Genomic DNA, 24,023 nt, shown 5'->3' on the forward strand with positions numbered 1-24,023 from the left:
TCACTTGGTGGACTTCTATCCACTATGTGCTTCATGCACAATGCGAGTAAGACAAAAAATATGGATATCTATAGAGGGATTTATGGCAGAAAGTATTTACGATGAATACCCATCGATGACGTTGGCAAAAGAGCAACATGACCAAAATATCGAGCCGTTAAAACTGGGCCAGCGTATTAAGGATATCCGCTCGAAACTCGGTATCACATTAGAAGAGGCCAGTCAGCGAACCGGGCTTGCTCGATCTACACTGAGCAAAATAGAAAATGAGCAGATCTCCCCGACGTTTCAAGCGATGCAAAAATTGGCACTAGGCTTACAAATTGACATGCCACAACTCTTTGAACCACCTAGAAAAAAGGTAGCGACAGGGCGCAGGGATGTTACCAAGAAGAATGAAGGTAAACCACACCCAACACAAACTTATGAACATGAACTGCTCGCTACTCAACTTTCCAATAAGAAAATGATGCCGTTTAAGAGCCAAATTCGAGCTCGTAGTTTTGATGAATATAAAGACTGGGTTCGTCATGACGGCGAAGAATTTTTACTTATCTTATCTGGTGAGGTCATGTTCTATTCTGAGTTTTACGAACCTGTTGTTTTAAGCGAGGGAGACAGCGTTTATTACGATGCAAATATGGGACATATGTTGACCAGTGTTAGCGAGGAAGATGCGCTCATTTTGTGGGTGACAGCCAAATAGTGATAAATACTTGTAAATTTCCTATAGTGAAAGCAAACGATTGCTGTTGGTGGTCGTTATGATGAAAAAGCGCTTTTTTGATGAGAACTTGCTCATTAAAGCGCTTTTTTTGTACGATTTGTTGTGATTAAAATGTTAAGAGTCACACTTTTGCAAGTCGATCTACGTCTTGTTCGTGCAAAATAGAATGAGCCATGTTTATTATTGGAAACACATCGAATGCCGATAGCATTCTCGGGTCTATCTAAATGGAGACGAAAATGACTCAAGAACTACTGAAAACACCACTACACGCACTTCACGTTGAAGTTGGTGCCAAAATGGTCCCGTTCGCGGGTTACGATATGCCTGTTCAGTATCCTCTAGGCGTAAAGAAGGAACACTTACATACTCGTGATGCGGCAGGTCTGTTTGATGTTTCTCACATGGGACAGCTTCGCCTAATTGGTGACGGTGCAGCTGCGTTCCTAGAAACATTAGTCCCAGTGGATATTGTGGATCTTGAGTCTGGTAAACAGCGTTACGCTTTTTTCACTAATGAAGAGGGCGGCATCATGGACGACTTGATGGTGGCTAACCTAGGCGATCATCTGTTTGTGGTTGTGAACGCAGCATGTAAAGCGCAAGATATCGCACACCTACAAGCGCATTTACCATCTGGTGTTGAGCTAGAAATTATCGAAGACCGAGCTCTACTTGCAATCCAAGGCCCTAAAGCGGCGGCTGTATTGGTGCGTTTTGCACCAGAAGTTTCTGAAATGCTGTTCATGGATATTCGTAAAGTCGATATTTTAGGCGCCGAGTGCATTGTTTCTCGTAGTGGTTATACAGGCGAAGACGGTTACGAAATCTCGGTTCCTGCTGACAAAGCGGAAGAGCTAGCACGTAAACTGACTGCGGAAAATGAAGTTGAATGGATTGGCCTTGGTGCTCGTGATTCACTTCGTCTTGAGTGTGGCCTTTGTCTATACGGTCATGACCTAGACACAACAACAACACCCGTTGAAGCGAGCTTGCTATGGGGTATCCAAAAAGTTCGTCGTATTGGTGGTGAACGTGAAGGTGGTTTCCCTGGCGCAGACATTATTCTTAAGCAGATTGAGACTAAAGATGTGGCGCGTAAGCGTGTGGGTCTAGTAGGTCAAACCAAAGCGCCAGTGCGTGAAGGTGTTGAACTGTTTGATGCTGACGGCGTTAAAATTGGCGTTGTAACCAGCGGTACGGCGGGCCCGAATGCAGGTAAGCCAGTCTCAATGGGGTATGTTCGTGCGGATTTGGCGGCGATTGGTACTGAAGTGTTCGCTGAAGTGCGTGGCAAAATGCTACCAATGACAGTTGAAAAAATGCCGTTCGTACCACAACGCTACTACCGTGGTTAAAACGAATTGAAACAAAAATGCCGAGCTTTGTAGCTCGGCATTTTTTATGTCTTCTTTTCGCTTGTTTACTTTTAGTTTACTGCTTCATCAATAGTACAGCACATATCAATAACGATATCTTCAAGCTTTTCCGGATGAATCATCTCTTCTTTTGGGATCCCAAATTGAGAGGCCATAATGGTATTAAACAATTCCCAATGCTTGATCAGCAGTTTTTCGCGATTATCTGCAATATCCGGCCATGTTTCTTGCATCATTGGCGCGAGACTGACAGCACCATGTGCGAAGATCAACATTTGCCACTTTGATTCCCACTGATCAAATTGTGCATTAGGGTTTTCGCTGTTGTACTGCTCGAAAATTCCGGTAAATATTGCAGCGAACTCATCTTTTGACTTTAAGAAATACTGCAGTAGAGCACCGTCATCGCCTTGTCGAATGGCATCGGCGATCATCTGTACTGGATGAGGATTGACGAGAGCAAATGCTAGCATGCGAACCATAAACAGATAAATTTTTCTATTCGAAGGTGTGTTCTCCGGCATTTCATTGATGAGTTCAGCCATATAGCACTGCATGAACTCGTCCATTGCATCGCTAACCGCTTGCCAGATTTTCTCTTTGCTGCCGAAGTGGTGACGGATCAAACTATGTGAAACACCAGCCTTTTCACTGATATTGCGCAGCGAGACACGCTCGTAACCAAGTTCACAAAACATATCTGCTGCCACTTTAAGGATCAGACACTTAGTTTGTTCTGCTGCTTCAGCACTTCTACGCCCCTGCTTTCTTTCATTCATAGTTCGAATTTTCCCGAATATTAATCACGCGCTTACTTTTACCAGAAACCGAACGCTTTGACTAATTAATTTGCTATCCACCTGGAAAATATGTTGATCAATTTCAAATTCTGCTTATACTGCACGGCTGTGTAATATATAAAACCTACGGAGAAAGCGGGTGCGAAAACAATATTTAAGGCGCACTTTAGTTGGCGCAGTGGTGACATTAAGTCTTTCTGGGATGCTAACTGGGTGTAATAAAGCCATTTCTGAGCCGTCTGAACCTTTAATCAAACCTGTCAAATTACTGGCGGTGAAAGACCTAGAACTTGAAGACTCGCACGCCTTTTTAGCGCGTATTGATGCAACACATCGCGCGCAGCTTTCTTTTCAGGTTGGTGGAGAGGTAGATGAATTACGTGTACGCATGGGTCAAAAGGTCCAAAAAGGTGAAGTGCTCGCAACGTTAGACCCTAAAGATCTTCAGCTTGCGTTAGATGCCGCTCAAGCGCAGTACGCGTTAGCGAAAACACAATGGAACCGCGCGAAAAACCTTTACGGAAAAAAACTCATTAGTACTGATGAGTACGATCAGAAAGAAACTCAATATAAAGCGGCATTGGCGAACTACGAACAAGCTAAAACCGATTTGAGCTATACCAAAATTCATGCACCGTTTGATGGCATTGTGTCATATACCTATGTCAACCCGTTTCAAGTAGTAGCAGAGAAGCAGGAGATCTTGAATCTCATTGATAACACGACGTTGGATGTGTCGTTCACCTTGCCTGTAAGTTATGCGGAATCTGTATCACTTGAGTCACTGCAAAACTCCGATATGTGGGTGACGATGGATAGCGAGCCAGGAAAACGTATTCCTGGGCAATTTAAAGAAATTTCGACGCAGCCAAACATCGATACCAATAGTTATGAGGCGATCGTGACCATCACTCGGCCAGAAGATCGCAATTTGCTGACAGGTATGACAGGGCAGGTACACATGGCTAAACAACATGTATCGGACGCGATGACGTTACCTCAGTCTGCTTGGGTCAACAAAAATGGGACGCAAGGTGAAGTTTGGGTAATGGACAGAAGCACGCAGCAGGTCAATAAAGTCACTGTCTCACTTGACGCAGCAGGTGGTGTGAAAGCCGGGCTTGATAACAATGATTACGTTGTTATTGCTGGTGTTGAGAGACTGGTTGAAGGACAAGTGGTGAAAGCTTGGGTTCGTGAGGGAGGCATTTAATGAAACGTTCTCTACTTACGATCTCTGCGATTGCACTTGCAGTTTTAACAGGGTGCAAAAATGAAAACCAAGCTATCGTCGAGCAGCCACTTTTTGTGTCGACTATCTCGGTGGATGCACCAGTACAAAGTCAACATCGCGCGTTCAAAGGCATAGTAGTGCCTGCAGAACAAACGCCAATGGCATTTCGCCGCGCTGGGGAAGTTCAGCACGTATTGGTTAAAGCGGGTGACGTTGTGAAGCAGGGGCAAATGATCGCAAAGCTAGATGATAGCAAAGAGAAGCAAGCCGTGAATGACGCAGAAGCACAATACACACTTGCAATTCGTCAGCTTAAACGCGGTGAAGACTTGCATGCACGTCAAATGATTTCAAAAGCGGAACTTGATGAGCTAACAGCCAATAAAGAGCTAGCTGAGGCTACTTTCTATAACGCGACCAATCAATTGAATTACACCCGTTTATTCGCCCCGTTCGCCGGTAAAATATCTGATGTTTTCAAAGAACGTTTTGAGCGTGTGGCAATTGGTGAACCCGTGTTAAACCTATACCAAAACGATTTGGTTTACGTGCGTATTGAGCTTTCCGACAATGTTTTAGCGATGGTAGACCCAAACTCAGACAGCATGAGCTACAAGCCTAGAGCAACCTTTTCCGGCATCGATGGCAGATTTGCTTTGGACTATTTAGAGCACACAAGTGAACCCAACGCTGAAACTCAAACCTACGAAATGTACTTGACGATGCCACAGCCAAAAACAGAGATATTACCGGGAACCAGCGTAAGCGTTTTGGTCGATATGGTGAAGGCGGGCATTACCTCTATTGATGGTTACAGTGTGCCTGTCACGGCGCTTCAAGCAGGCAGTGAAGGGAATGAGTTCTTTGTGTGGAAAAAAGAAGGTGACATTGTCACACGGGTGCCTGTCATGATTTCTCAAGTGAATGGCAATGGAGCCATTGTGTCGTCAGGTGTTAGCCAGGGCGATATTCTGATTAATTCAAATCTGCGTAAATTACGCGAAGGTAAACATGTGGATGTTGTGGAGAATAACCAATAATGAACATTGCTGAGTATTCAATAAAAAACAAAGTCATCAGCTGGTTGTTCATTATTATCCTTGCTGTTGGTGGTTTAACGTCATTTTTGGAGCTTGGACGATTAGAAGACCCGGCATTTACGATCAAAGATGCCATGATCATCTCAACATACCCTGGCGCGACGTCAAAAGAAGTTGAAGAAGAGCTGACGTATCCTCTAGAAAAAGAGATTCGAAAACTCCCTTATATCGACAAAATTACCTCTACGTCTTCTAATGGTATGTCTCAAATAACGGTGAGCATGGAAATGGACTATGGTCCTGATGAACTGCCGCAAATTTGGGATGAAATGCGCCGTAAAATTAATGATTTACGACCATCATTGCCTCAAGGTGTTCAGTCTTTACAGATCATTGATGATTTCGGTGACGTTTATGGCGTGATGTTAATGCTCACTGGTGACGATTACGACTATGTAGAGCTGAAACGTTATGCGGATTACCTGACCCGTGAAATCGAGCTTGTTGATGGTGTTGGTAAGGTAGACATCACGGGCGATCAGCAAGAAATGCTATTCGTTGAGATCTCACTTGATCGCCTTGCTGCACTGAACTTAGACATGAATGTGGTTTCGAGCTTGTTGAACCAGCAAAACAATGTGGTTTCAGCAGGGGAAGTGATGGTCAATGGCGAAAGCCTTGTTATTCGCCCAAGCGGCACCTTAAACACTGTAGAAGCACTAGAAAATCTGATCATTCATGGCCGTGACACAGGAAATCTAATTCGTCTAAAAGACGTAGCAACGATTTCTCGCGGTATTCAAGAGAAGCCAGGCAACGTCGTACTCTTTAACGGTCAAAAAGCGATTAATATCGGTATCTCGTTTGCATCGGGTGTGAACGTGGTTGAGGTTGGTGAACGTTTGGATGCGGAGCTCGCGAGCCTTGAGTCTATCAAGCCTGCTGGCATCGATATGAACTACTTTTACAACCAAGCCAATGAGGTGGATGAATCTGTTAAAGCGTTTGTAATTAGTCTAGCGGAGGCAGTGGCGATCGTAATCATTGTGTTGCTGTTTACTATGGGTTTACGCAGTGGTGTCATCATTGGAGTTGTGTTGTTATTGACGGTATTTGGTACCTTCATTTTGATGAATTACAACAACATCGAACTGCATCGTATTTCTCTTGGCGCGTTAATTATTGCCTTGGGTATGCTGGTTGATAACGCGATTGTTGTCGTGGAAGGCATATTGGTTGGCCTAAAGAAAGGGCGTACCAAAGTTCAAGCGGCTGTCGATATTGTAAAGCAAACACAATGGCCTTTGCTGGGCGCAACTGTTATTGCAATTACGGCTTTTGCACCTATCGGCTTGTCGCAAGATGCGACAGGTGAGTTCATGGGCTCTTTATTCTGGGTGCTGTGTTTCTCACTATTTTTAAGCTGGATTACCGCTATTACACTGACGCCTTTCCTTGCCGATCTTTTGTTGAAAGAGGAAAACAAAGAGCAGGGTACTAGCGAAGATGATCCTTATAAAGGCTGGTTGTTTGTCGTATTTGGGGCATCGCTGAAATTTGCATTACGATTCCGCTGGCTTACCGTTGCTGGCATGGTGGCGCTATTAGTGGGTGCTGTCGTGGCATTTGGTAATGTAAAACAGCAGTTCTTCCCACCATCGAATACGCCGATGTTCTACGTGGATATGTGGATGCCAGAGGGTACTGACATCCGTGAAACGATCAAAAAAGCTGAAGAGGTCGAAAGCTACATTCGTCAGCAAGATGATATTGACTTTGTTTCTGCTTCGATTGGGCAGGGTCTACAGCGTTTTGCTTTAACCTATCAACCAGAAAAAAGTTACGAAGCGTACGCTCAGTTCCAAGTTCGCGCGACTGATCGTGAGAAAATGTTTGGTTTGCTGCATAAGTTAGATGCGAATCTGGCGAAAACATTTGATGCGCCTACGTTCCAGTTTAAATTGATGGAATTTGGTCCATCACCAGCGTCTAAGATCGAAGCGCGTATTACTGGCCCTGATCCACAAGTTTTACGTGACTTGGCGGTGCAAGTTGAAGACATCCTTCATACCGACCCTGGTGCCCGAAACATTCGTCACGATTGGCGAGAGCGCACCAAGGAACTTGTACCCGCTTTCAATGAGTCTAAAGCTCGTCGCTTAGGTATTTCGAAAGAAGATCTTTCAAGCACACTGCAAATGACGTTTGGTGGTAGCACCTTAGGTTACTTGCGTGATGGTACACATACGTTGCCAATTATGACACGTCTTCCTGAAGAAGAACGCGTAGATTTTGAATCACTACAAAACGTGACCATTTGGAGTCCTTCGTTGCAAACGTATATTCCGGTTGATCAAGTGATTGATGGCGTTCAACTGGATTGGAGTGAGCCGCTAATTCAGCGTCGTGACCGTAAGCGTACGTTAACCGTTCTCGCGGACCATGATGTGTTGAGTGACGACACGGCAGCAAGCTTATTTGCTCGTGTACAGCCTAAAGTGATGGCATTGCATGTTCCAGAAGGATACGAAATCACATGGGGTGGTGAGTACGAATCATCCAAAGATGCACAAGAAGGCCTATTCGGTTCATTGCCGATGGGTTACTTGTTGATGTTCATCATTACTATTTTATTGTTTAACTCAATCAAAAAGCCGTTGGTAATTTGGTTCACCGTTCCGTTAGCGATCATTGGCGTTGCTTTTGGTTTGCTTACCACGAACATGCCGTTCAGTTTTACAGCATTCCTTGGTTTGTTAAGCCTAAGTGGCATGATTTTGAAAAACGGTATTGTGTTGCTTGACCAAATTAACCTTGAGTTGGAGTCAGGTAAAGATCCTTACCTCGCGATTGTTGATAGTGCGATAAGCCGCGTTCGTCCGGTAAGTATGGCTGCGCTAACAACTATCTTGGGGATGATTCCACTGGTCTTCGACGCCTTCTTTGGCTCGATGGCAATAACGATTATGGCAGGTCTTGGTTTTGCTACTGTACTGACACTGATAGTGGTGCCAGTGATGTTTGCAATTCTGTTTAGGGTAAAACCGACCACTGCATAGGGACTCCTGGCTATTTGCCAGCTTCCTGCCTAGCCCTGAAGGTTTTCTTCGGGGCTTTTTTGATCATACTAATATATACCAAACCATTCATTTGCTTGATTTTAATGATTTTCTTACGATTACAATGCAAATCATGCGTATACTCATGTAACGACACATCAAAGATTGAGATTACATGAATAAGCGCATATTAAACGGACTCTTCTTCATTGGTTCTTTCACCTTGGTTGGCTGCACCGCGACGGATAGCATGCCGACAGAAACCAAACAACCTGCCCCTAAAGTCAACAGTGTTAGTGCTGAAGTCATTTCCAGTTGGATTGATAGTAAGGTTTTAGCCCCTGAAGGGCTGTCGCTCGAGCAAGACAATCTACGTTATCTATCGGGTAGCGCCGACCTAAACAGCGATGGCAAGGCAGAACACATAGTGTTGCTTCAAGATCTCTATTTCTGTGGTAGTGGTGGCTGCTCTGCATATATGTTTGATAATGAGGGAAACGTTATTAATCGAATGTCGGTAACTCGCACGCCTATTGTACTAGCCGACAGTTACAGTAATGGTTGGCAGGACTTTATCGTTTGGAGTAATGGCTCCTATCGACTCATGAGTTACAACGGTGAGTCTTATCCAAGTAACCCGTCACTAGAGCCAAAGGTGGATCGAGACGCTAACCAGCAGGCGGCAATCGCAAATGTAATGGCGACAGAGCTTTATCAGCAAGACGGCTATGACATTCTGCCCGCAGAATCAAAAACCTTGTGGACGCCAGCTAACGTTTACCACTTTACCTTCAAGCACTACGGTGACCCGCATAGCGCTTATCAAGCAACGGTGGATATGAGCAGTGGGGAAGTAGACATTGTAGCCGTTCCGGCTGCGGAATAAAAAACACCTCCCTTAACCGGAATTAAAGGGAGGTGCTAAATGCCAAATTCGAGGGTGGCATTGTTAACCGGAGTCGCTCTAATTAAGCTGCGACTTCTTGTTTCGCTTCTGCTTTGCTTTTTAAGAATGCGTAAGTAAAGCCAGTTACCGCTGTACCCGCTGCAATAGCCACTAAATACATTAATACTGGTGAAATTGCGTTAGGAATTAGCAGCACGAATAGACCGCCGTGTGGTGCCATTAATTTCGCACCGAATAGCATCGATAGGGCACCAGTAAGCGCGCCACCTGCCATACAAGATGGAATCACGCGCATTGGATCTTTCGCAGCAAATGGAATTGCGCCTTCAGAGATGAAACACAGGCCCAAGACAAATGATGCTTTACCTGCCTCACGTTCATTTTGTTCAAATTTGTTCTTCGCAATGAAGGTCGCTAAACCCATACCTAGCGCAGGAACCATACCTGCGGCCATGATTGCCGCCATTGGTGCGTAAGTTTGTGAAGCCAGAAGGCCAACACCAAATGCGTAAGCGGCTTTGTTTACCGGGCCTCCTAGGTCGAAACACATCATTGCGCCAAGGATAATACCCAGTAGTACTGCACTGTCAGAACCCATGTTGTTTAGGAAGTCAGTCAGGCCGTTCATGATGCCTGAAACTGGGCCGCCTACGATGTAGATCATGACAAGGCCAGTGAACAATGTTGCTACAAATGGAATGATCAGAATTGGTTTAAGCGCTTCCATCGATTGTGGGAGTTTTACTTTGTCCGCAAGGAGCTTCGCTGCATAACCGGCAATGAAGCCAGCTGCGATACCACCTAGGAAACCAGCACCCGTTGAACTTGCTAGCATACCGCCAACAAGACCAGGAGCCAGACCCGGACGGTCAGCAATTGAGAACGCGATGTAACCAGCAAGTACAGGAATCATCAATGCGAATGCAGAGCCACCACCAATGTTCATCAAGGCTGCTGCTAGTGTGCCTTCTTCTTTAAATGCTTCAATACCGAACACGAAAGATAGAGCGATGATCAAACCACCTGCAACGACGACAGGAAGCATGTGCGAAACACCCGTCATTAGGTGTTTGTAAGCGCCTTTTTTCTCTTCGGTGGAAGATGAAGAGTTAGCTGAACCAGAATGTTGATACACCGTGGCTTGCTCGAATGCTTTGTCCATCTCTTCGGCTGTTTTCTTCAGAGCTGGACCTGTTTTCGTGCGGTACATCTTTTTGCCGTTAAAGCGATCAAGTGGCACTTCAATATCCGCAGCAATGATCACCAGATCGGCGTCTGCAATTTCTTGCTCAGTCAGTTGGTTTTTAGCGCCAACTGAACCACGAGTTTCCACCTTGATTTGATGGCCACGACACTTGCCTTCTTCTTCTAAAGCTTCTGCCGCCATAAAGGTATGCGCAACGCCAGTAGGGCATGCCGTGATTGCAACAATCTTCTTTGATGCTGATGTTGTATCTGTAGTGATAGGGGCTGCAAGTGTGGTTGCTTTTTCAAGTAAAGTGGCGTTTTCAACCGCTTGCTGGAGAAACGCAGTTGCGTCTTTTGCTACTTCGCTAATTTCCGCTTGGTAAACCTTTTTTCCTACAAAACGAGAAGTGTCGACGCTAGTATTTGCCGCAATGACAATGACTTCTGCTTGTTCAACGTCAGCTTCCGTCAATAGTGTTGGTTCAACCACACTTGATTGACATTCTATTTTGGCATTCCAGTTTAATTTTGCGGCGGCTTGTTCTAGTAATCCTGCCGCAAGGATGCTATTTGCTACACCGCTCGGACAGGCAGTAATAATGGCAATATTCATACGATAACCTTCTGTTCCTTAGTTTTGTTCTAAGTTTGTAATAGGGTAAAGCGCGCTAACTTCAGTTTGTCGCTTGATATTTTCCAGTTCTTCCTGACTGGTTAGCCCTACGCCAACTTGACTAACTGCCAAAGCAGAAAGTGCCGTAGCGAAGCGCAATAAATCGTTTTTAGGCATCAGTTGCATGTGGCCCCAACACAAGCCAGCGACCAGCGTATCGCCTGCGCCAACGGTGCTCACGACATGCATTCGAGGCGGTTTTGCACTAAGCCATTCGCCTTGGTTGAGCCACATAACACCGTCAGGTCCCATAGAAACCACGATGTTTTCTATGCCTTTGTCGCTCAGTGTTTGCGCTGCAGCTTGGCACTGTTCAGGTGTTGCTAGATGTTCGCCAACAAAATCACCAAGTTCTTCATCGTTAGGTTTAATTAACCATGGGTGAGCATCAATACCTGACTTCAATGCGGCTTTGCTACTGTCGAACAACACCTTTTTGCCTTGTTGATGCAGTGCTTCTATCCATGCAGCGCATTGCTCTGCAGTAACACCGCCCGGTAGGCTGCCTGCCAATACAAAGTAATCATGCGTCTCCGCTAGACGAAATAGTGTCTCCTCAAAGCGAGTAATTTCGTCGGCCGCTACTTGAACGCCAGGGAAGTTGATATCACTGACGTTGCCATTGGCCTCAACCAGCTTAACGTTGATACGAGTGGCACCCTTTACTTCCACAAATTCATTCTTAACGTTGATGTCATTGAAAAGCTGATGAAATAGCTCAGGGTTATCTTTACCGAGAAAGCCGGTAACCGTGACGTCTGCGCCTAAATCGCTCAATACTTTTGCTACGTTGACACCTTTACCAGCAGCGTGGAGATTGCTTTGCTGTACTAAGCTCACGGAACCAACGTTTAGTTCATTTACTGAACCTGTTAAATCCAATGCTGGGTTGAGCGTAATAGTGACAACCTTATTTGTTTTTTTTGTCATATCGGATCCTTAACCTTCACCAAGGCCAGAAGCGATTGCATTTCCGATAGACTCCAAGGCTTGCGGCGCATCAGGGCCTTCTGCTGTAAATTGAAGTTGGTGACCGTGCTTAACGCCCAGCGCGATGACTTTCATTAGGCTCTTCGCGTTTACTGCTTTTCCATCTCCGTCTAGGTTGGAAACACGTATAGTGGATTCAAACTTTTTCGCTTCTGCGACTAACATTGCCCCCGGACGAGCATGTAGGCCGTGAGAGTTTTTGATTTTAAATACAGCGGTATTGCCTTCTTCTGAAGATGCAGCTGTGACTTCTTCACCTTTGAACAAAGCAAGAATCTGTTCTACTGATGCATCTAAAAGCTTGCCGTGTTCATTGTTAAACACAATATTAGAAAGCGTTTTTAGGATAGGTTGGTGAGCATTGTTACATGCCGCGAACGCGACAAGTGCACGCACTTTTTGACCTTCATATTCGCAGTCGTTTGCCGTCGAGACAAATGACACACCTGTGCGAGTGACATGTTTGTCACTGCCAATTAACCACAGGCCATTACCTAAGTGAGTTGGTTGTTTGGTAACGAGATCTGCAACGAATTCGTTATCAGCACATCCCGTATTTTTCAACAGACCACCAGCAACAGCACTCATCTGTAGCATGTCGCTCGCAGGGAACATCAGTTGAATTAAAGAAGCGTCAAAGTCTGCTTCAAGCTGAACATCACCGTGCAGTAGGGCGATGATTTCGTCTTCATTTTTTGCATTACGCAGACGTTCTTCTACGCCATCTGCGCCTAGCACTTTGGTGAGCTGTTTAAGAATGCCAAGGTGCTCATCAGATTTAGCTGCGATACCGATAGCGACGAACACAGTATTGCCATCACCCCAGTCGACACCTTGTGGGAAGTGGTGCACAGCAACACCCGTTGTTTTCACCATTGCACGAGTGTCGGTTGTACCGTGCGGTATGGCAATACCGTTCCCCAAAAACGTAGAGTTTTGGTTTTCACGGTTTAGCATGCCTTCAACGTAACCTTGCTCAACTAGGCCTTTATCAGTCAGGCTATGAGCAATACTCTTTATTGCTTCAAACTTATCTGTCGCTGATTGCGAGAGGGTAATGTCGTTCTTATTTAGCTTAAGCATGGTGCTTCTCCAGCCTTAAGGTATCAATTTAAAAATGTATTCTGTGTGAGAAGTTGAACGCCGCTTCTTCTGAGCGCTTATCACTCCTCAAACCTTTTATATTTCAAGCTAAATCGATTCAGCTTGTTGGTAAATTTTTTAAAAGACTCAGAAAAACTGTTTTAAAAACTGACGTTAACAAACGAGCCTTTGCCGCTGTCCTATAGCCTAGCTCACAAATTGGTTTGTTGCGTGTTCGGGTGATTTACGTCAATTTTTAAGTTTTGCTGAATCCTTTCAGCTTTTATACTGAATCGGTTCAGCTTATAATTCAACTTATCGAAAGATCGTTGATGTATTAATATGATCGCGCGCACAGAATAAGGTTTAGAATATGACACTGGATGAAATAGCCAAATTAGCGGGTGTTTCTAAGACAACTGCAAGCTATGTGATTAACGGAAAAGCGCAGAAATACCGCATCAGCGAGAAGACTCAGAAAAAGGTGATGGCCGTTGTAGATGAGTACAATTATAAGCCAGATCATGCGGCGTCTTCCTTGCGGGCAGGTAATTCACGCTCATTTGGGCTTATCATCCCAGACTTAGAGAACACCAGTTATGCGCGTCTTGCAAAGCTGATAGAGCAGAACTCTCGGAAAGCGGGGTACCAAATTTTGATTGGCTGCTCTGATGATGATCCTGATACAGAGCAAAAGGTGGCGGAAGCATTAGTCAGTCGTCGCATTGATGCGTTGTTTGTGGCAAGTGGTATGCCCACTGCAAACGAGTATTACCTTAAGTTGCAAAATTCTGGTACGCCAGTTATCGCGCTAGACCGTCCAATGGATGATGAGCACTTTTGTTGTGTCATCAGCGAAGATTTTGATGCCGCACTTGAACTCACTCAGTCAGTACTGTCAGAGGATATTAAGTCCATTGGCTTAATCGGTGCATTGCAAGATCTTCAAGTCTCAAAAGAGCGTGAGCTCGGTTTTCTATCTGCTTCTCAACAAGGTGGCAAAACGGCAACAGTGGGTTATGGACAACACTTCTCCCGGGAAGAAGGCAAGAAAGTCTTAGAGAGATGGTTAATAGAGAACGCATTGCCAGATGCCATTGTTACAACGTCATACACACTGCTAGAAGGTGTGTTGGATGTAATGCTAGAAAAACCAGAACTGATGGGAAAGGTGCGTTTAGCGACATTTGGTGATAATCGACTGCTGGACTTCTTGCCTGTGAAAATCAACTCTTTGCCTCAACAGTTTGAGTTGATCGCGGACAGCGCAATGGAGTTAGCACTCAACGCTTCCGCCAAGCGTTACAAGCCTGGCGTAGAACTTATCCCGCGTAAAATTGTGAAACGTCACTAAGTAACTAAATAGGTTGCTCAAAGCTTTACTTCAGCCGTCAGCGCCACAAATGCGTGGTCGCTGGCGTTTTTATCTCTGTCATAAATCGGGTTGATCAGATGTTGGTTAGACACCTGATAGTCAACAACCTCGGCAACCGATATATCTGATAAGGTGTCAAACTCTTGTGAGAGCAAGATATAGTCGAGTACATTCCCAGTGGAAAAATGATAGTGCGTGGCTGGGCGTTCATCCTTCAGGGTGTCACTTTGCAATAACCAACCATCTTTGAGTTGTAATTCAGTGACGCTGTCACCAGTGTTGGATACCAATGCGCTGTTAACGCTGATAGGAGTGATAGGTTGATTCATATCGCCCATTAACACTGTCGGCATTGGTTCTTTTCGATACCTCTTTTGCATCGCGTCTCTTAACATCGCTGCTTCCCAGCCTCTTTGCTGGGTGGATAACCAGCGCCCAATAATCGTGCTAGACGTTTCTGGTTGTTCTGAGTCGGCTGGGCGTTGAGATTTCAGGTGCGTTACGTAAACGGCGATATGACCAAGTACAGGATGTATTACTTGGGCATAGATAGGTTTGCGACTGAACTCTGGAACAACACTTACTCCAAAAGGCTCAAGCGTTGCTAAGTCAAACTCTACCGCTTGTACTTTTTCTATTGGAAACCGAGATGCGATTGCCACAACAGGGCTTGAGTAAATGTACTCATCTTCAACATGTGGGGTGTCAACGGTCGCAAAGTAGGGGTAGCCGATGGTTGAAAAGAATGCCTGGGTCTTCTCGATACTGAATACTTCTTGTAAGCCAATCACGTCGCCTTCCAGTTTTTCAACTTGACGTTGCGTCCACGAAAGTTTGTCTCGCCATTGCTCTAACGAGTATATGTTCTCGAAATCATAGTAGGCGTTAGGCGGTGCGACAAAATTAAACAAGTTCGCAGTGACAAAGGTAATTCTACTTGGTTGAGACAAAGTATTCGCTCTTTTCAACAATAACTTAGAGAGTATATACCTTCAGGTTGCGTAATTGCATCTTCGTTTGAGCTACGCATCGGTATACAAGCTAACAAGCGACAAGTTAAATGGGTTAAGAGGTGCTCAAACGCCAAGGCGAATCGGTGATTGAACATCGGCAGAGGTTTCTATTTTTAAGCATTGCGTTTAAACTTCAGGGCATCAAATAGTAAGAGTAAGTAACATGACCCAAGATTACGACCACGAAGAGTATTTAGAAGGCGAAGAGATTGAGATCGAAGCGATTGGCATCGATGTTGATGCGCATCCAATCGAACTGTACAAGCTTTTTAAAATCGCAAACTTGGTCAGCGGTGGCGGCGAAGCAAAACATATCATCGAGGAAGGCTACGTTGCGGTGAATGGTGAACTAGAAACACGTAAGCGCCGCAAGATGTATGATGGTGACTTTTTTGAGTTTAACCAGGAATATTATGTTGTGGTTTGCGATGCGCCAGTAACCGAACCTGAAACGGCAGAGCAAAAAGCAGAAAAGAAAGCGAAAAAAGAAGCACAGTCTTCTCGTAAAGATAAGTCTCGTCAAAGTAAGTCACCTAAAGCCTCTGGGCCTAAATCAACAGGCCGTAAAGCGGCACATAAAGAGCGTAAAGCGCAGAAAGAAGCGTTGTCTCAGTCTGCTAAGAAAGGCAAAAAAGAAGACAAACCGCAAGCCACTCGTGATCCGAAGAGCGGACGTAATTCTATTGATTTTTTCTAGGGAAATGAACGCTTAACTAAATAAGTGACATCTGAGTAAAACTAAAAAGCGCCGAGCATATTATATCGGCGCTTTTTTGGTTTCACTGTGCTGTAAGTGGGCAGTGTTAATGCACTGTCGTCTCGATGTTTAGGCTATCTGTCCAGTGATGAATGGCGCAAGGCTTTCCTAAGTAAAAGCCTTGGTAATAATCCAAATTAAGTTGATACATAGCTTGTAGCTGCACGTCTTCTTCAACCCCTTCTATAATGACTTTTGCTCCCATATGATCCGCTAGATCAACGGCGCTATGTATGGAAAAGGTTTCTCCGGCGCAGTAGTCTAGCAAATAGGAACGATCGATTTTGATGATGTCAGGGCAGAGCTGCTGAACACGTGCGATATCAGAATGTTGGGCGCCAAAATCATCGATAGCAAAGATAAAACCATTTGCTTTCATTAACTGTACGGCTTTGATTAATAAATCCGTATCTCCGCATGACTCTTCGACTACTTCAAAAACTACGTCTGATGGGCTCATACCAAGTTCGGAAAGGCGTTTGTAAAGCAGGCCGTTATCTTTAAAGCCCATGTCTTTGGTTAGTGTGAGTAGCGTTTGAGGCATGACGTTAAGAAACAGTTTGATCGGCGTCCCTGCGAAATAGCGTGCGAAATTTCGAATGTGCATTGCTCTAGATAAAAACTCTACACATAAGCGAAAGTAGGGATCAAGACCATTATTGGCCAGAAACACGTCAGGACGAATTAGGGAACCATCAATGCCACGAATACGCAGTAAGGCTTCCATACCAATAATACGTTGGCGTCTATCAAAAATTGGCTGATAAACACTGTGAAAAGTGAATTGATTGAGAACTACGTAATATTCACCAAGATTATCTTGTTTTATGTATCGCTCGTAGTCGGATTGATTCTTTAACTCCATGAAAAACGCCGAAAATTTAGCATCTTGCCAATGTAACAGGGTGCAATTCTGATTTGAAGAATCAAATGTGCCTAATTACATATGCGGTTGAGTTAATTTGAAATGGCTTCCGATTTTGCTTCAATATGGCGGAAAATAAGTGACAGACCAAAACAGATTAAGAAGTAAGCAAGGCCGACAATCAACCAAATTTCAAATATATACCCTGATGAATTTGCCATCTCTGTCCCAACAAACGTCATTTCTTGTATCGAAATCAGTGAAACAATAGAGGTGTCTTTCACCAAAGAGATGGTTTGACCGGCAAGTGCAGGTGTTATTGATTTAAGCACCTGTGGCGCGATAACAAATCGGTATTTCACCCATCGAGACAAGCCCAATGAGTCAGCCGCCTCCCACTGACCTTGGTCGATACTTTGTAAACCACCGCGCACAACTTCTGCAATGTAGGCAGAAGAGAGTAAGCCGACGCATAACATGCCAGAGGCAAGGTTTTCCCAAAGGTTAGAAGGCCCAAACAGAAAGCGCTGTAGCGCATTTGGTTCGCCGTTGTAGTTTCGTAGAAGATCTTCCAAACCGAGTAACGGGATCAATTGGTTAGAAATGAAAAAGTAGAAAATAAAAACAAACACCAACGGAGGGATGTTTCTCACTAACTGGATAAACGCATTGGCGGGTGTGCGCAACCAAACGGAACGAGAGAAGCGTGCTAAGCCTAACAAAGTGCCAAACACTAATGCGAAGCTGATGCCCCAAATACTGAGCCTTAACGTCGAAATCAAACCTTGGAAGAAGTAGGGCAAACCACCATCTGCTCTAGGTGTGAAAAGTAATTCAAGCGCCTCTTTCCACTGCCACAAATAATGCACACCAACAGCGGACCGATGGTACAGCCAAACACCACCGATACCGCACATAACAAGTAGTACCCAGTCTAGTGTGTTTAATTGCGGTAAAAGGTAGCCTGTGCTGGATTTCGCGGGTGCTGTGCGAGTGGTAGTGTGTTCGCCCAAAAATTTGACTCCGATAAGTTATGGAAAAGTAAAATGGATGATTGGAGAGTATAGGCTCGCGGCGTCCACGAGCCATTTAGATTACTGGCCTTGCGCGACTTGATCTTGCCAATCTAATGTCGAGAACCAGTATTCATAACGTTGTTTTAACCATCCATCTTGGGTTCTTGCTTCAATCCATTTATTGAAAAAGGCCTTTTTATCTTCTTCCCCCAAGCGAACTGCAAAGGCTTCGTTACCTTGTGATAGTCGCTCAGAGAATGGAAGGAATAGTTTGTCGCTGTGTTTCACTGTCTCATGTTCTGGTTTTGGGCTAGAAGCAATGACCGCGTGGGCGTTACCATTCAGCACCTCTTGGAACGCTTGCGCGTCGTCATCAAATTGCAGGATCTTCGCTTTCGGGAAGGTTTCTCTGGCTACTTGAACGGTGAATGCGCCGCGACGAGCCGCAATTTTTACGCGTCGTGAGTCAAAATCGGAGAATTTGCTAAAATCAGAGGCGAGTTCTTTGTTTGCTGCTACTTGAACGCCTGAGTGCGAGTAGGCCTCAGTAAACAACACGCTTTTGGAACGCTCAGGCGTAACAGACATGCCACCGATGATCACGTCGAACTTTTTCGCCAGTAGTGCGGGAATAATGCCATCCCACGCAGTCGGTACGAATTCCACTTTCAAACCTGAATCTTGTGCTAAGCGTTTGGCCACATCGATTTCAAAACCTATTAACTCACCTTGCTTGTTACGCATTGCCCAAGGTACAAATGTTGACATACCAACGCGCAAAGTGCCTCGTTCTTTGATTTGATCTACATTGGGTGTGGCAACATCTTCTTTCGCGATTGTAGGCATAGCGATGGCTAGCCCTAATAATGCAGTAATGGTCGCTTTGAATAACTTCATGTTATCTCCTTATAATTTGCGCCAACTGGCTCCGAGTTTGTGTTCTAGCCATGCAGACAAGCCAGAAAGTGACAGAGTGAGAGCAAGATAAATTGCTGCCACGGTAAACCAAATTTCAAACGGCATCGCCGTCTCTGAGACGATGTTGCGTGCCTGTGTTGTTAGATCAAAAATCGCCATCACGCTTACAATGGAAGAGTTTTTGATCAAAGAAACCACTTCATTGGTTAATGGCGGTAATGTGCGCTGTAAAACCTGAGGCAAAATTACGTCTTTGTAGGTGTAAAACGGTGATAGTCCGAGAGTTTGTGCTGCTTCGAATTGCCCTTTAGGAATACTGTTTAAACCTGCACGGAATATTTCCGCGGTGTAGGCACCTTGGAAAAGGGATAATGCCAAAACGGCGGTGCTGAATCGGTCCAAACCAATCACGGGGCCAAACACGAAGTAGAGTAAATAGATTTGCACCAACAACGGCGTGTTACGTATTACTTCGACGTAAGTTGTACCAATAATATTGCCGACTTTCGAATCGCTAAGCCTTAGTAACGCGGTGACCAACCCTAATACTAAGGTAAAAAATAGACTAATAGCCGAGATGTTAAGCGTGACCAATAGCCCATCAATAAGTTCTGCCGGCCACCATTCGCCATCTTCATAAAAAGCGATGTAATCAGGTACGCGCTCCCATTGCCATTGATAGCCCATAGCGTCGGCACCAGAGTCCAACACCCACACAATCGCGATGAAGAGGAGCGTCATTTGCAGTAAAGCTTGAAGGACAGGTTTGATTACGCGAACTATCATCAGTAACTTAAAATTTGGTTCAAAAATGCTTGGGTGCGTGGATGCTGTGGTGTCTCAAATAAGGCGACTGGAGAGTTCATTTCCACGATTTGGCCTTCATCCATAAATACCACGCGGTTCGCTACTTTTTTGGCAAATCCCATTTCATGCGTGACGCAAATCATCGTCATTCCGCTTTGAGCCAGCTCAACCATGACATCCAACACTTCGTTGATCATTTCCGGATCAAGCGCTGAAGTTGGCTCGTCAAACAGGAGTAAATCCGGTTCCATACACAAGGAGCGGGCAATCGCGACGCGTTGCTGCTGACCGCCAGAAAGCTGGATAGGATACTTACTCGCTTGCTCTTCAATATTGACTCGCTTTAGGTAATGTTTTGCGCGTTTTTCAGCTTCTTGTTTTGATAATTTGAGTGTGCGAATCGGCGCTAAGGTGAGGTTTTCCAGTACAGTCAAGTGAGGAAAAAGGTGAAAGTGTTGGAACACCATGCCGATTTTACCGGGCTTGAGAGATTTTGCGTGAGAAGGCTGGCCGAACACATGAAGCTGGCCTTCTTGAATCGATTCAAGATGGTTGATGCAACGAATGAGCGTTGACTTTCCTGAACCAGAAGGGCCACACACCACGACGATCTCGCCAGAATGCACGGAGAAGTTGATATCTTTTAGAGCGTGGTAATCGCCATACCACTTGTTTACGTCGCTAAACTCAACGACGGGAGTATTCTCTTTCAAAGGGGCACGCTATAACGGAAAAATATCCTTTTACAATAGCAAGTTGTGCGCATAATTTCATTAAGAATAAGCTAATGTTTAGGCGATGATTTTAAGACTCTATTCAGATCGATTACAAGATACATCCATGTTTCTTTAATGTTGGTGCAGTCTAGAGTATGACTAACTCAGTTCAACGAGATACGGATAACGAACAACAATCGCAACAACAGACATAACCATTAGTGTCTGTGCAGAATAGTAGGTCACCATGACAACTTGTCGTGAAAATATTGACCGTCCTCCAAAGCGTTCGAAAGCCAATACGATGCCAGAGATAATAAAGATAAAGCTTCCGAGCACTGCAAAAGAGGAGGATTGTGTTTTCCCACTCAAATAATACTCGATCGAAGCCCAGCACATAGTCATCAGTACCAATATATAACTAGCAACTGGCCGTTTTTCTTTACCGAGATCCGGTCGGAACAACCAGTAGACGCATATACCGAGTCCGAACAAGGCAATTGGGAGCCAAGGTGTAAAATGCCACGCTGACATGATGGCAAAACCATAACTATAGGAGAGATGGGCAGAGCAAAAGAGCACTAATCCTGTAATGAACTTGTCTCTAGGGAGCATTAATAACACGTCACCAAGCAACGAGAGCGATAAGCCAATCAAAATCCAATGCGCATATGGCATTGGGTAAGCCGGGGACTGAATTAAAATACCAAGCATACAGAGCACTGGTAATGGTTTAGAAACGTAAAAGAGCCATTTAGAGCCTTTACGGATACTGATGATATGTATGAATGCTAATACGACAACAACTAGCCACATAAAGTGTTTTCTCGAACAGACAAAATTATGTAGTACATCACTACAACAAATCAAAACTTAATTAACGAGTTAACTCGTTCTTTGATCTCAATTATTTTTATTTGTGTAAAGCTGGACAGTTGTCTCTTTACTAACCAACACGGCCGATTTTTTGTCTGGAGGGAATCGTTGTTTTTAGAAGCCTCCTCGTTTTGAACGTGATGTGGCTTACAAAATAGCATAAAAAAACGGTATTGTGACTGTTAAGTCACAATACCGTTAAACCCTAGGAAGGGCAGTGAAGAATTGTTGCAGTTATGAGACAGCTAACTCTAAGATTTCTCGGCTACGTTCAAGTGTGATCGCCTGGTTTTCACCTAAAACAGTCATGCCGTGTTTGTTTAGTTGATCAATGATGGCATCGATAGCTTGTTCACGGCTCTCACCATAGTTTTCGAGCTTAGTTGCGACATCAAGTTGATGATAAAACGCTTCGATAGATTCGATTGTGCGCTCTGCTAAATCCTCACCTGCTTCAAGACCAAATACGTTGCGACCCATTTGTTCTAACTTAGGGCGCTTAAACTGCATTTGGTTACGAAGTAACGACGGTTGGACAATTGCAAGAGAACGCGCATGATCAACGCCCCATAGAGCGGTTAATTCATGGCCGATCATATGTGTCGCCCAGTCTTGTGGAACGCCACTACCAATTAACCCATTCAATGCTTGGTTAGCAGACCACATTAAGTTTGCGCGCCACATATCGTCGTCTCGTTCCGCAAACTGTTCTCCGAGTGTTTTTAAGGTTTTCAGCAGTGTTTCTGCGTAACCATCTTGAACCATTGCACCGGTAGGAAGCGTCAAGTATTGCTCACATACGTGCACCCATGCGTCAACAATGCCGTTGATAAGCTGGCGTTCTGGCAGTGTTTTCATTACATCTGGGTCTAACACGGCAAATTTTGGCTGCACTGCTGGAGACATGAACGGAAGTTTGTCTTGAGTTTCTTTTTTAGTGATAACTGCGCCCATGTTTGACTCTGAGCCTGTTGCTGGCAATGTCAAAATTGCAGCTAGAGGCGTCGCTTCAGTGACTTGGTGCTTACCAATCATGATATCCCAACCATCACCATCATACTTTGATGCCGCTGCTACGTATTTGGAGCCATCGATGACTGAACCACCACCTACCGCTAAAATAAAGTCAACGCCATGCTCTTTTACCATTGCGACTGCTTTATCGAGTGTTTCTTTGGTTGGGTTTGGTTCAACACCTGAAAACTCTAGCCATTCATGTCCCTCAAGAGCTTCTGCTACTTGGTCGTACACGCCATTTTTTTTGATGGAGCCACCACCGTATACCACTAAAACTTTTTGGTCGGATGGGATAGCTTCTTTGATTGCTGCGATTTGTTTTTGACCAAAGAAAATCTTGGTTGGGTTTACATAAGAAAAGTTCATTATTAGCCCTCTTGCTTCCAGTGAAGGAGATTGAATACATGCATATTAGTCCTGATTAATGATGGTTAACAGGTCGATTTCTGCAAATAATTTGCCTATTTCTACAAAATTAATGCTCTTGAGCTAGAAAGTTAAAGTCGAGAGGAAGTATAGTGCTCGAAACGATAATAGAGACCAAACTCGTTGGTCATTGATGGAGCGCTCTAATGCACACTCTCGCAGATATCATGCAGCAATATGTTGAAAAGCAGGGGCTGCATGACCTAGAAGGTATGAAGAAAACAGCGATAGATGGCGTATGGTTTTATCGCAGTAGCAAAGGGAATCATCGCCAGCCGTTTGTCTATCAGTCCGGCATCATCGTATTGGGTCAAGGGCATAAGAACATTCATATTGGTGATACACCAGTGCAATATGGGCCCGATGATTACCTTGTTGTCGGGGTTCCCATGCCACTAGAGTGCGAAGCGTTTGCGACAAACAATGAGCCTTTACTTGGCATTTCGATAGATATTTCGCCAACGCTTCTTCATAAACTCGTTAAAAAATTAGAGGCTGAAAAATTCAGTAATAAGTGTCTGGATGCTACCCGTTGCGGCCTTAAGTCGGTACGTATGAATGAAGGTATGTTGGATGCGTGCAAACGGTTAATGAAAGCAATGTGTAACGAGCTTGATGTCATCATGCTTGGCGAGTTGCTTCTTGAGGAAATTGTGTATCGTACTTTGGTGAGCAAAGAGGGGTATGTTTTATTTGACCTAGCACATCAAGAAGGTTCTTACGCGAGGGTAGCTAAAGCACTAAATCGTGTACATCAAGCGTATCATGAACAGTTGAACGTACAAGCATTGGCTGAAGAAGCCAACATGAGTGTGTCTGCTTTCCATCAAGCATTTCGCAATGTCACGCTTGAATCTCCGTTGCAATATATTAAGAAAGTTCGACTTAACAAAGCGCGCGAATTGATCCAGTTAGAGGGGAGACGTGTTAATGATGCAGCGAGAATGGTCGGGTACACGAGCCCATCACAGTTTAGTCGCGAGTACAAGCGGCATTTTAATGAAACGCCAAGGTCAACAAAGGCTTAGTGATCTTTATTTCAAAATGGCGACTTTTTTTACCTTTTTTATTAATTTGCGAGTGACATATTTATTTGAGTTATAAAATTAGTTACTGGTGCCAAATAATAGGTACGTTGTTGCAATCATTTAGTGGAT

21 protein-coding genes are annotated in these 24,023 nt (G+C 44.6%); 9 read left to right on the top strand and 12 right to left on the bottom strand.

Features of this window, described 5'->3' with window-relative positions; all coding sequences use genetic code 11:
• Positions 1-82 precede the first annotated feature (82 nt).
• Both R7040_RS04415 and gcvT read left to right on the top strand, forming a co-directional pair.
• Entirely contained in the window at positions 83-706 is a 624-nt protein-coding gene (locus R7040_RS04415; RefSeq protein WP_005376429.1) for a helix-turn-helix domain-containing protein, read from the top strand.
• A 260-nt stretch (positions 707-966) separates the two neighbouring features.
• Positions 967-2,085, top strand: a complete 1,119-nt coding sequence (gene gcvT, locus R7040_RS04420) for a glycine cleavage system aminomethyltransferase GcvT (protein ID WP_137282664.1) — start codon at positions 967-969, stop codon at positions 2,083-2,085.
• Between the two features lie 71 nt (positions 2,086-2,156).
• Here the strand turns inward: gcvT and vdeR are convergent, their stop codons facing one another.
• Complete coding sequence (gene vdeR, locus R7040_RS04425) at positions 2,157-2,885, bottom strand: efflux transporter transcriptional repressor VdeR (RefSeq protein WP_005376423.1); 729 nt, start codon at positions 2,883-2,885, stop codon at positions 2,157-2,159.
• A gap of 160 nt (positions 2,886-3,045) precedes the next feature.
• On the opposite strand from vdeR, the gene R7040_RS04430 reads away from it, so the two are divergent.
• From R7040_RS04430 to R7040_RS04445, 4 genes are all read left to right on the top strand, one after another.
• The gene (locus R7040_RS04430; protein ID WP_262637839.1) at positions 3,046-4,119 is read left to right on the top strand and encodes an efflux RND transporter periplasmic adaptor subunit; all 1,074 of its coding nucleotides are present in this window, start codon (positions 3,046-3,048) and stop codon (positions 4,117-4,119) included.
• Positions 4,119-5,180: an efflux RND transporter periplasmic adaptor subunit gene (locus R7040_RS04435; RefSeq protein ID WP_318081081.1), complete on the top strand. Its 1,062-nt coding sequence runs from the start codon at positions 4,119-4,121 to the stop codon at positions 5,178-5,180. The genes R7040_RS04430 and R7040_RS04435 overlap by 1 nt, the downstream gene beginning before the upstream one ends.
• Entirely contained in the window at positions 5,180-8,239 is a 3,060-nt protein-coding gene (locus R7040_RS04440; RefSeq protein WP_262651251.1) for an efflux RND transporter permease subunit, read from the top strand. The genes R7040_RS04435 and R7040_RS04440 overlap by 1 nt, the downstream gene beginning before the upstream one ends.
• Before the next feature lie 175 nt (positions 8,240-8,414).
• Complete coding sequence (locus R7040_RS04445) at positions 8,415-9,125, top strand: hypothetical protein (protein ID WP_318081082.1); 711 nt, start codon at positions 8,415-8,417, stop codon at positions 9,123-9,125.
• 82 nt (positions 9,126-9,207) lie between these two features.
• Here the strand turns inward: R7040_RS04445 and fruA are convergent, their stop codons facing one another.
• Genes fruA through fruB form a run of 3 tightly spaced genes read right to left on the bottom strand, consistent with a single transcriptional unit; the run spans position 9,208 to position 13,080 of the window.
• A complete protein-coding gene (gene fruA, locus R7040_RS04450; RefSeq protein ID WP_318081083.1) occupies positions 9,208-10,947 on the bottom strand; it encodes a PTS fructose transporter subunit IIBC in 1,740 nt (579 codons plus the stop codon).
• A gap of 18 nt (positions 10,948-10,965) precedes the next feature.
• Positions 10,966-11,937 (bottom strand): 1-phosphofructokinase, encoded by a 972-nt coding sequence (gene pfkB / locus R7040_RS04455; protein WP_318081084.1) that lies wholly within the window; start codon positions 11,935-11,937, stop codon positions 10,966-10,968.
• Between the two features lie 9 nt (positions 11,938-11,946).
• Positions 11,947-13,080: a fused PTS fructose transporter subunit IIA/HPr protein gene (gene fruB, locus R7040_RS04460; RefSeq protein ID WP_005386065.1), complete on the bottom strand. Its 1,134-nt coding sequence runs from the start codon at positions 13,078-13,080 to the stop codon at positions 11,947-11,949.
• 373 nt (positions 13,081-13,453) lie between these two features.
• Between fruB and cra the strand changes: the two genes are divergently transcribed.
• On the top strand, positions 13,454-14,434 hold the full coding sequence (gene cra / locus R7040_RS04465; protein ID WP_005376402.1) for a catabolite repressor/activator: 981 nt from the start codon (positions 13,454-13,456) through the stop codon (positions 14,432-14,434).
• 17 nt (positions 14,435-14,451) lie between these two features.
• On the opposite strand, the gene R7040_RS04470 is transcribed toward cra, so the two are convergent.
• Positions 14,452-15,405 carry an endonuclease/exonuclease/phosphatase family protein gene (locus R7040_RS04470; protein WP_053349128.1) on the bottom strand — a complete coding sequence of 318 codons (954 nt, stop codon included), beginning with the start codon at positions 15,403-15,405 and terminating at the stop codon, positions 14,452-14,454.
• A 226-nt stretch (positions 15,406-15,631) separates the two neighbouring features.
• On the opposite strand from R7040_RS04470, the gene R7040_RS04475 reads away from it, so the two are divergent.
• Positions 15,632-16,165, top strand: coding sequence for an RNA-binding S4 domain-containing protein (locus R7040_RS04475; protein WP_005376400.1), 534 nt, complete (start codon positions 15,632-15,634; stop codon positions 16,163-16,165).
• 106 nt (positions 16,166-16,271) lie between these two features.
• On the opposite strand, the gene R7040_RS04480 is transcribed toward R7040_RS04475, so the two are convergent.
• From R7040_RS04480 to R7040_RS04510, 7 genes are all read right to left on the bottom strand, one after another.
• Positions 16,272-17,090, bottom strand: coding sequence for an EAL domain-containing protein (locus R7040_RS04480; RefSeq protein ID WP_017820958.1), 819 nt, complete (start codon positions 17,088-17,090; stop codon positions 16,272-16,274).
• A gap of 92 nt (positions 17,091-17,182) precedes the next feature.
• Complete coding sequence (locus tag R7040_RS04485; protein WP_318095436.1) at positions 17,183-18,103, bottom strand: amino acid ABC transporter permease; 921 nt, start codon at positions 18,101-18,103, stop codon at positions 17,183-17,185.
• Between the two features lie 81 nt (positions 18,104-18,184).
• On the bottom strand, positions 18,185-19,003 hold the full coding sequence (locus R7040_RS04490) for a transporter substrate-binding domain-containing protein (protein WP_042520808.1): 819 nt from the start codon (positions 19,001-19,003) through the stop codon (positions 18,185-18,187).
• 9 nt (positions 19,004-19,012) lie between these two features.
• Positions 19,013-19,810: an amino acid ABC transporter permease gene (locus tag R7040_RS04495; RefSeq protein ID WP_238959052.1), complete on the bottom strand. Its 798-nt coding sequence runs from the start codon at positions 19,808-19,810 to the stop codon at positions 19,013-19,015.
• Positions 19,810-20,544 carry an amino acid ABC transporter ATP-binding protein gene (locus R7040_RS04500; protein ID WP_258457412.1) on the bottom strand — a complete coding sequence of 245 codons (735 nt, stop codon included), beginning with the start codon at positions 20,542-20,544 and terminating at the stop codon, positions 19,810-19,812. Before R7040_RS04500 ends, R7040_RS04495 begins: the two co-directional genes overlap by 1 nt.
• 162 nt (positions 20,545-20,706) lie before the next feature.
• On the bottom strand, positions 20,707-21,363 hold the full coding sequence (locus R7040_RS04505) for a lysoplasmalogenase (protein ID WP_005376394.1): 657 nt from the start codon (positions 21,361-21,363) through the stop codon (positions 20,707-20,709).
• A gap of 294 nt (positions 21,364-21,657) precedes the next feature.
• A complete protein-coding gene (locus tag R7040_RS04510; protein WP_005386076.1) occupies positions 21,658-22,806 on the bottom strand; it encodes an iron-containing alcohol dehydrogenase in 1,149 nt (382 codons plus the stop codon).
• Positions 22,807-23,012: 206 nt separating this feature from the next.
• Between R7040_RS04510 and R7040_RS04515 the strand changes: the two genes are divergently transcribed.
• On the top strand, positions 23,013-23,894 hold the full coding sequence (locus R7040_RS04515) for an AraC family transcriptional regulator (RefSeq protein ID WP_064354760.1): 882 nt from the start codon (positions 23,013-23,015) through the stop codon (positions 23,892-23,894).
• Positions 23,895-24,023 lie beyond the last annotated feature (129 nt).

It is taken from the genome of Vibrio sp. 1069, assembly GCF_033340555.1.

What these genes read in the sequence shown, in the direction of transcription:
- R7040_RS04490 (WP_042520808.1), bottom strand. Translation starts at nt 19,003, where the DNA reads ATGAAGTTATTCAAAGCGACCATTACTGCATTATTAGGGCTAGCCATC.
- cra (WP_005376402.1), top strand. Translation starts at nt 13,454, where the DNA reads ATGACACTGGATGAAATAGCCAAATTAGCGGGTGTTTCTAAGACAACT.
- R7040_RS04515 (WP_064354760.1), top strand. Translation starts at nt 23,013, where the DNA reads ATGCACACTCTCGCAGATATCATGCAGCAATATGTTGAAAAGCAGGGG.
- R7040_RS04495 (WP_238959052.1), bottom strand. Translation starts at nt 19,810, where the DNA reads ATGATAGTTCGCGTAATCAAACCTGTCCTTCAAGCTTTACTGCAAATG.
- fruA (WP_318081083.1), bottom strand. Translation starts at nt 10,947, where the DNA reads ATGAATATTGCCATTATTACTGCCTGTCCGAGCGGTGTAGCAAATAGC.
- gcvT (WP_137282664.1), top strand. Translation starts at nt 967, where the DNA reads ATGACTCAAGAACTACTGAAAACACCACTACACGCACTTCACGTTGAA.
- R7040_RS04475 (WP_005376400.1), top strand. Translation starts at nt 15,632, where the DNA reads ATGACCCAAGATTACGACCACGAAGAGTATTTAGAAGGCGAAGAGATT.
- R7040_RS04440 (WP_262651251.1), top strand. Translation starts at nt 5,180, where the DNA reads ATGAACATTGCTGAGTATTCAATAAAAAACAAAGTCATCAGCTGGTTG.
- R7040_RS04510 (WP_005386076.1), bottom strand. Translation starts at nt 22,806, where the DNA reads ATGAACTTTTCTTATGTAAACCCAACCAAGATTTTCTTTGGTCAAAAA.
- R7040_RS04415 (WP_005376429.1), top strand. Translation starts at nt 83, where the DNA reads ATGGCAGAAAGTATTTACGATGAATACCCATCGATGACGTTGGCAAAA.
- R7040_RS04505 (WP_005376394.1), bottom strand. Translation starts at nt 21,363, where the DNA reads ATGTGGCTAGTTGTTGTCGTATTAGCATTCATACATATCATCAGTATC.
- fruB (WP_005386065.1), bottom strand. Translation starts at nt 13,080, where the DNA reads ATGCTTAAGCTAAATAAGAACGACATTACCCTCTCGCAATCAGCGACA.
- pfkB (WP_318081084.1), bottom strand. Translation starts at nt 11,937, where the DNA reads ATGACAAAAAAAACAAATAAGGTTGTCACTATTACGCTCAACCCAGCA.
- vdeR (WP_005376423.1), bottom strand. Translation starts at nt 2,885, where the DNA reads ATGAATGAAAGAAAGCAGGGGCGTAGAAGTGCTGAAGCAGCAGAACAA.
- R7040_RS04480 (WP_017820958.1), bottom strand. Translation starts at nt 17,090, where the DNA reads ATGGAGTTAAAGAATCAATCCGACTACGAGCGATACATAAAACAAGAT.
- R7040_RS04445 (WP_318081082.1), top strand. Translation starts at nt 8,415, where the DNA reads ATGAATAAGCGCATATTAAACGGACTCTTCTTCATTGGTTCTTTCACC.
- R7040_RS04435 (WP_318081081.1), top strand. Translation starts at nt 4,119, where the DNA reads ATGAAACGTTCTCTACTTACGATCTCTGCGATTGCACTTGCAGTTTTA.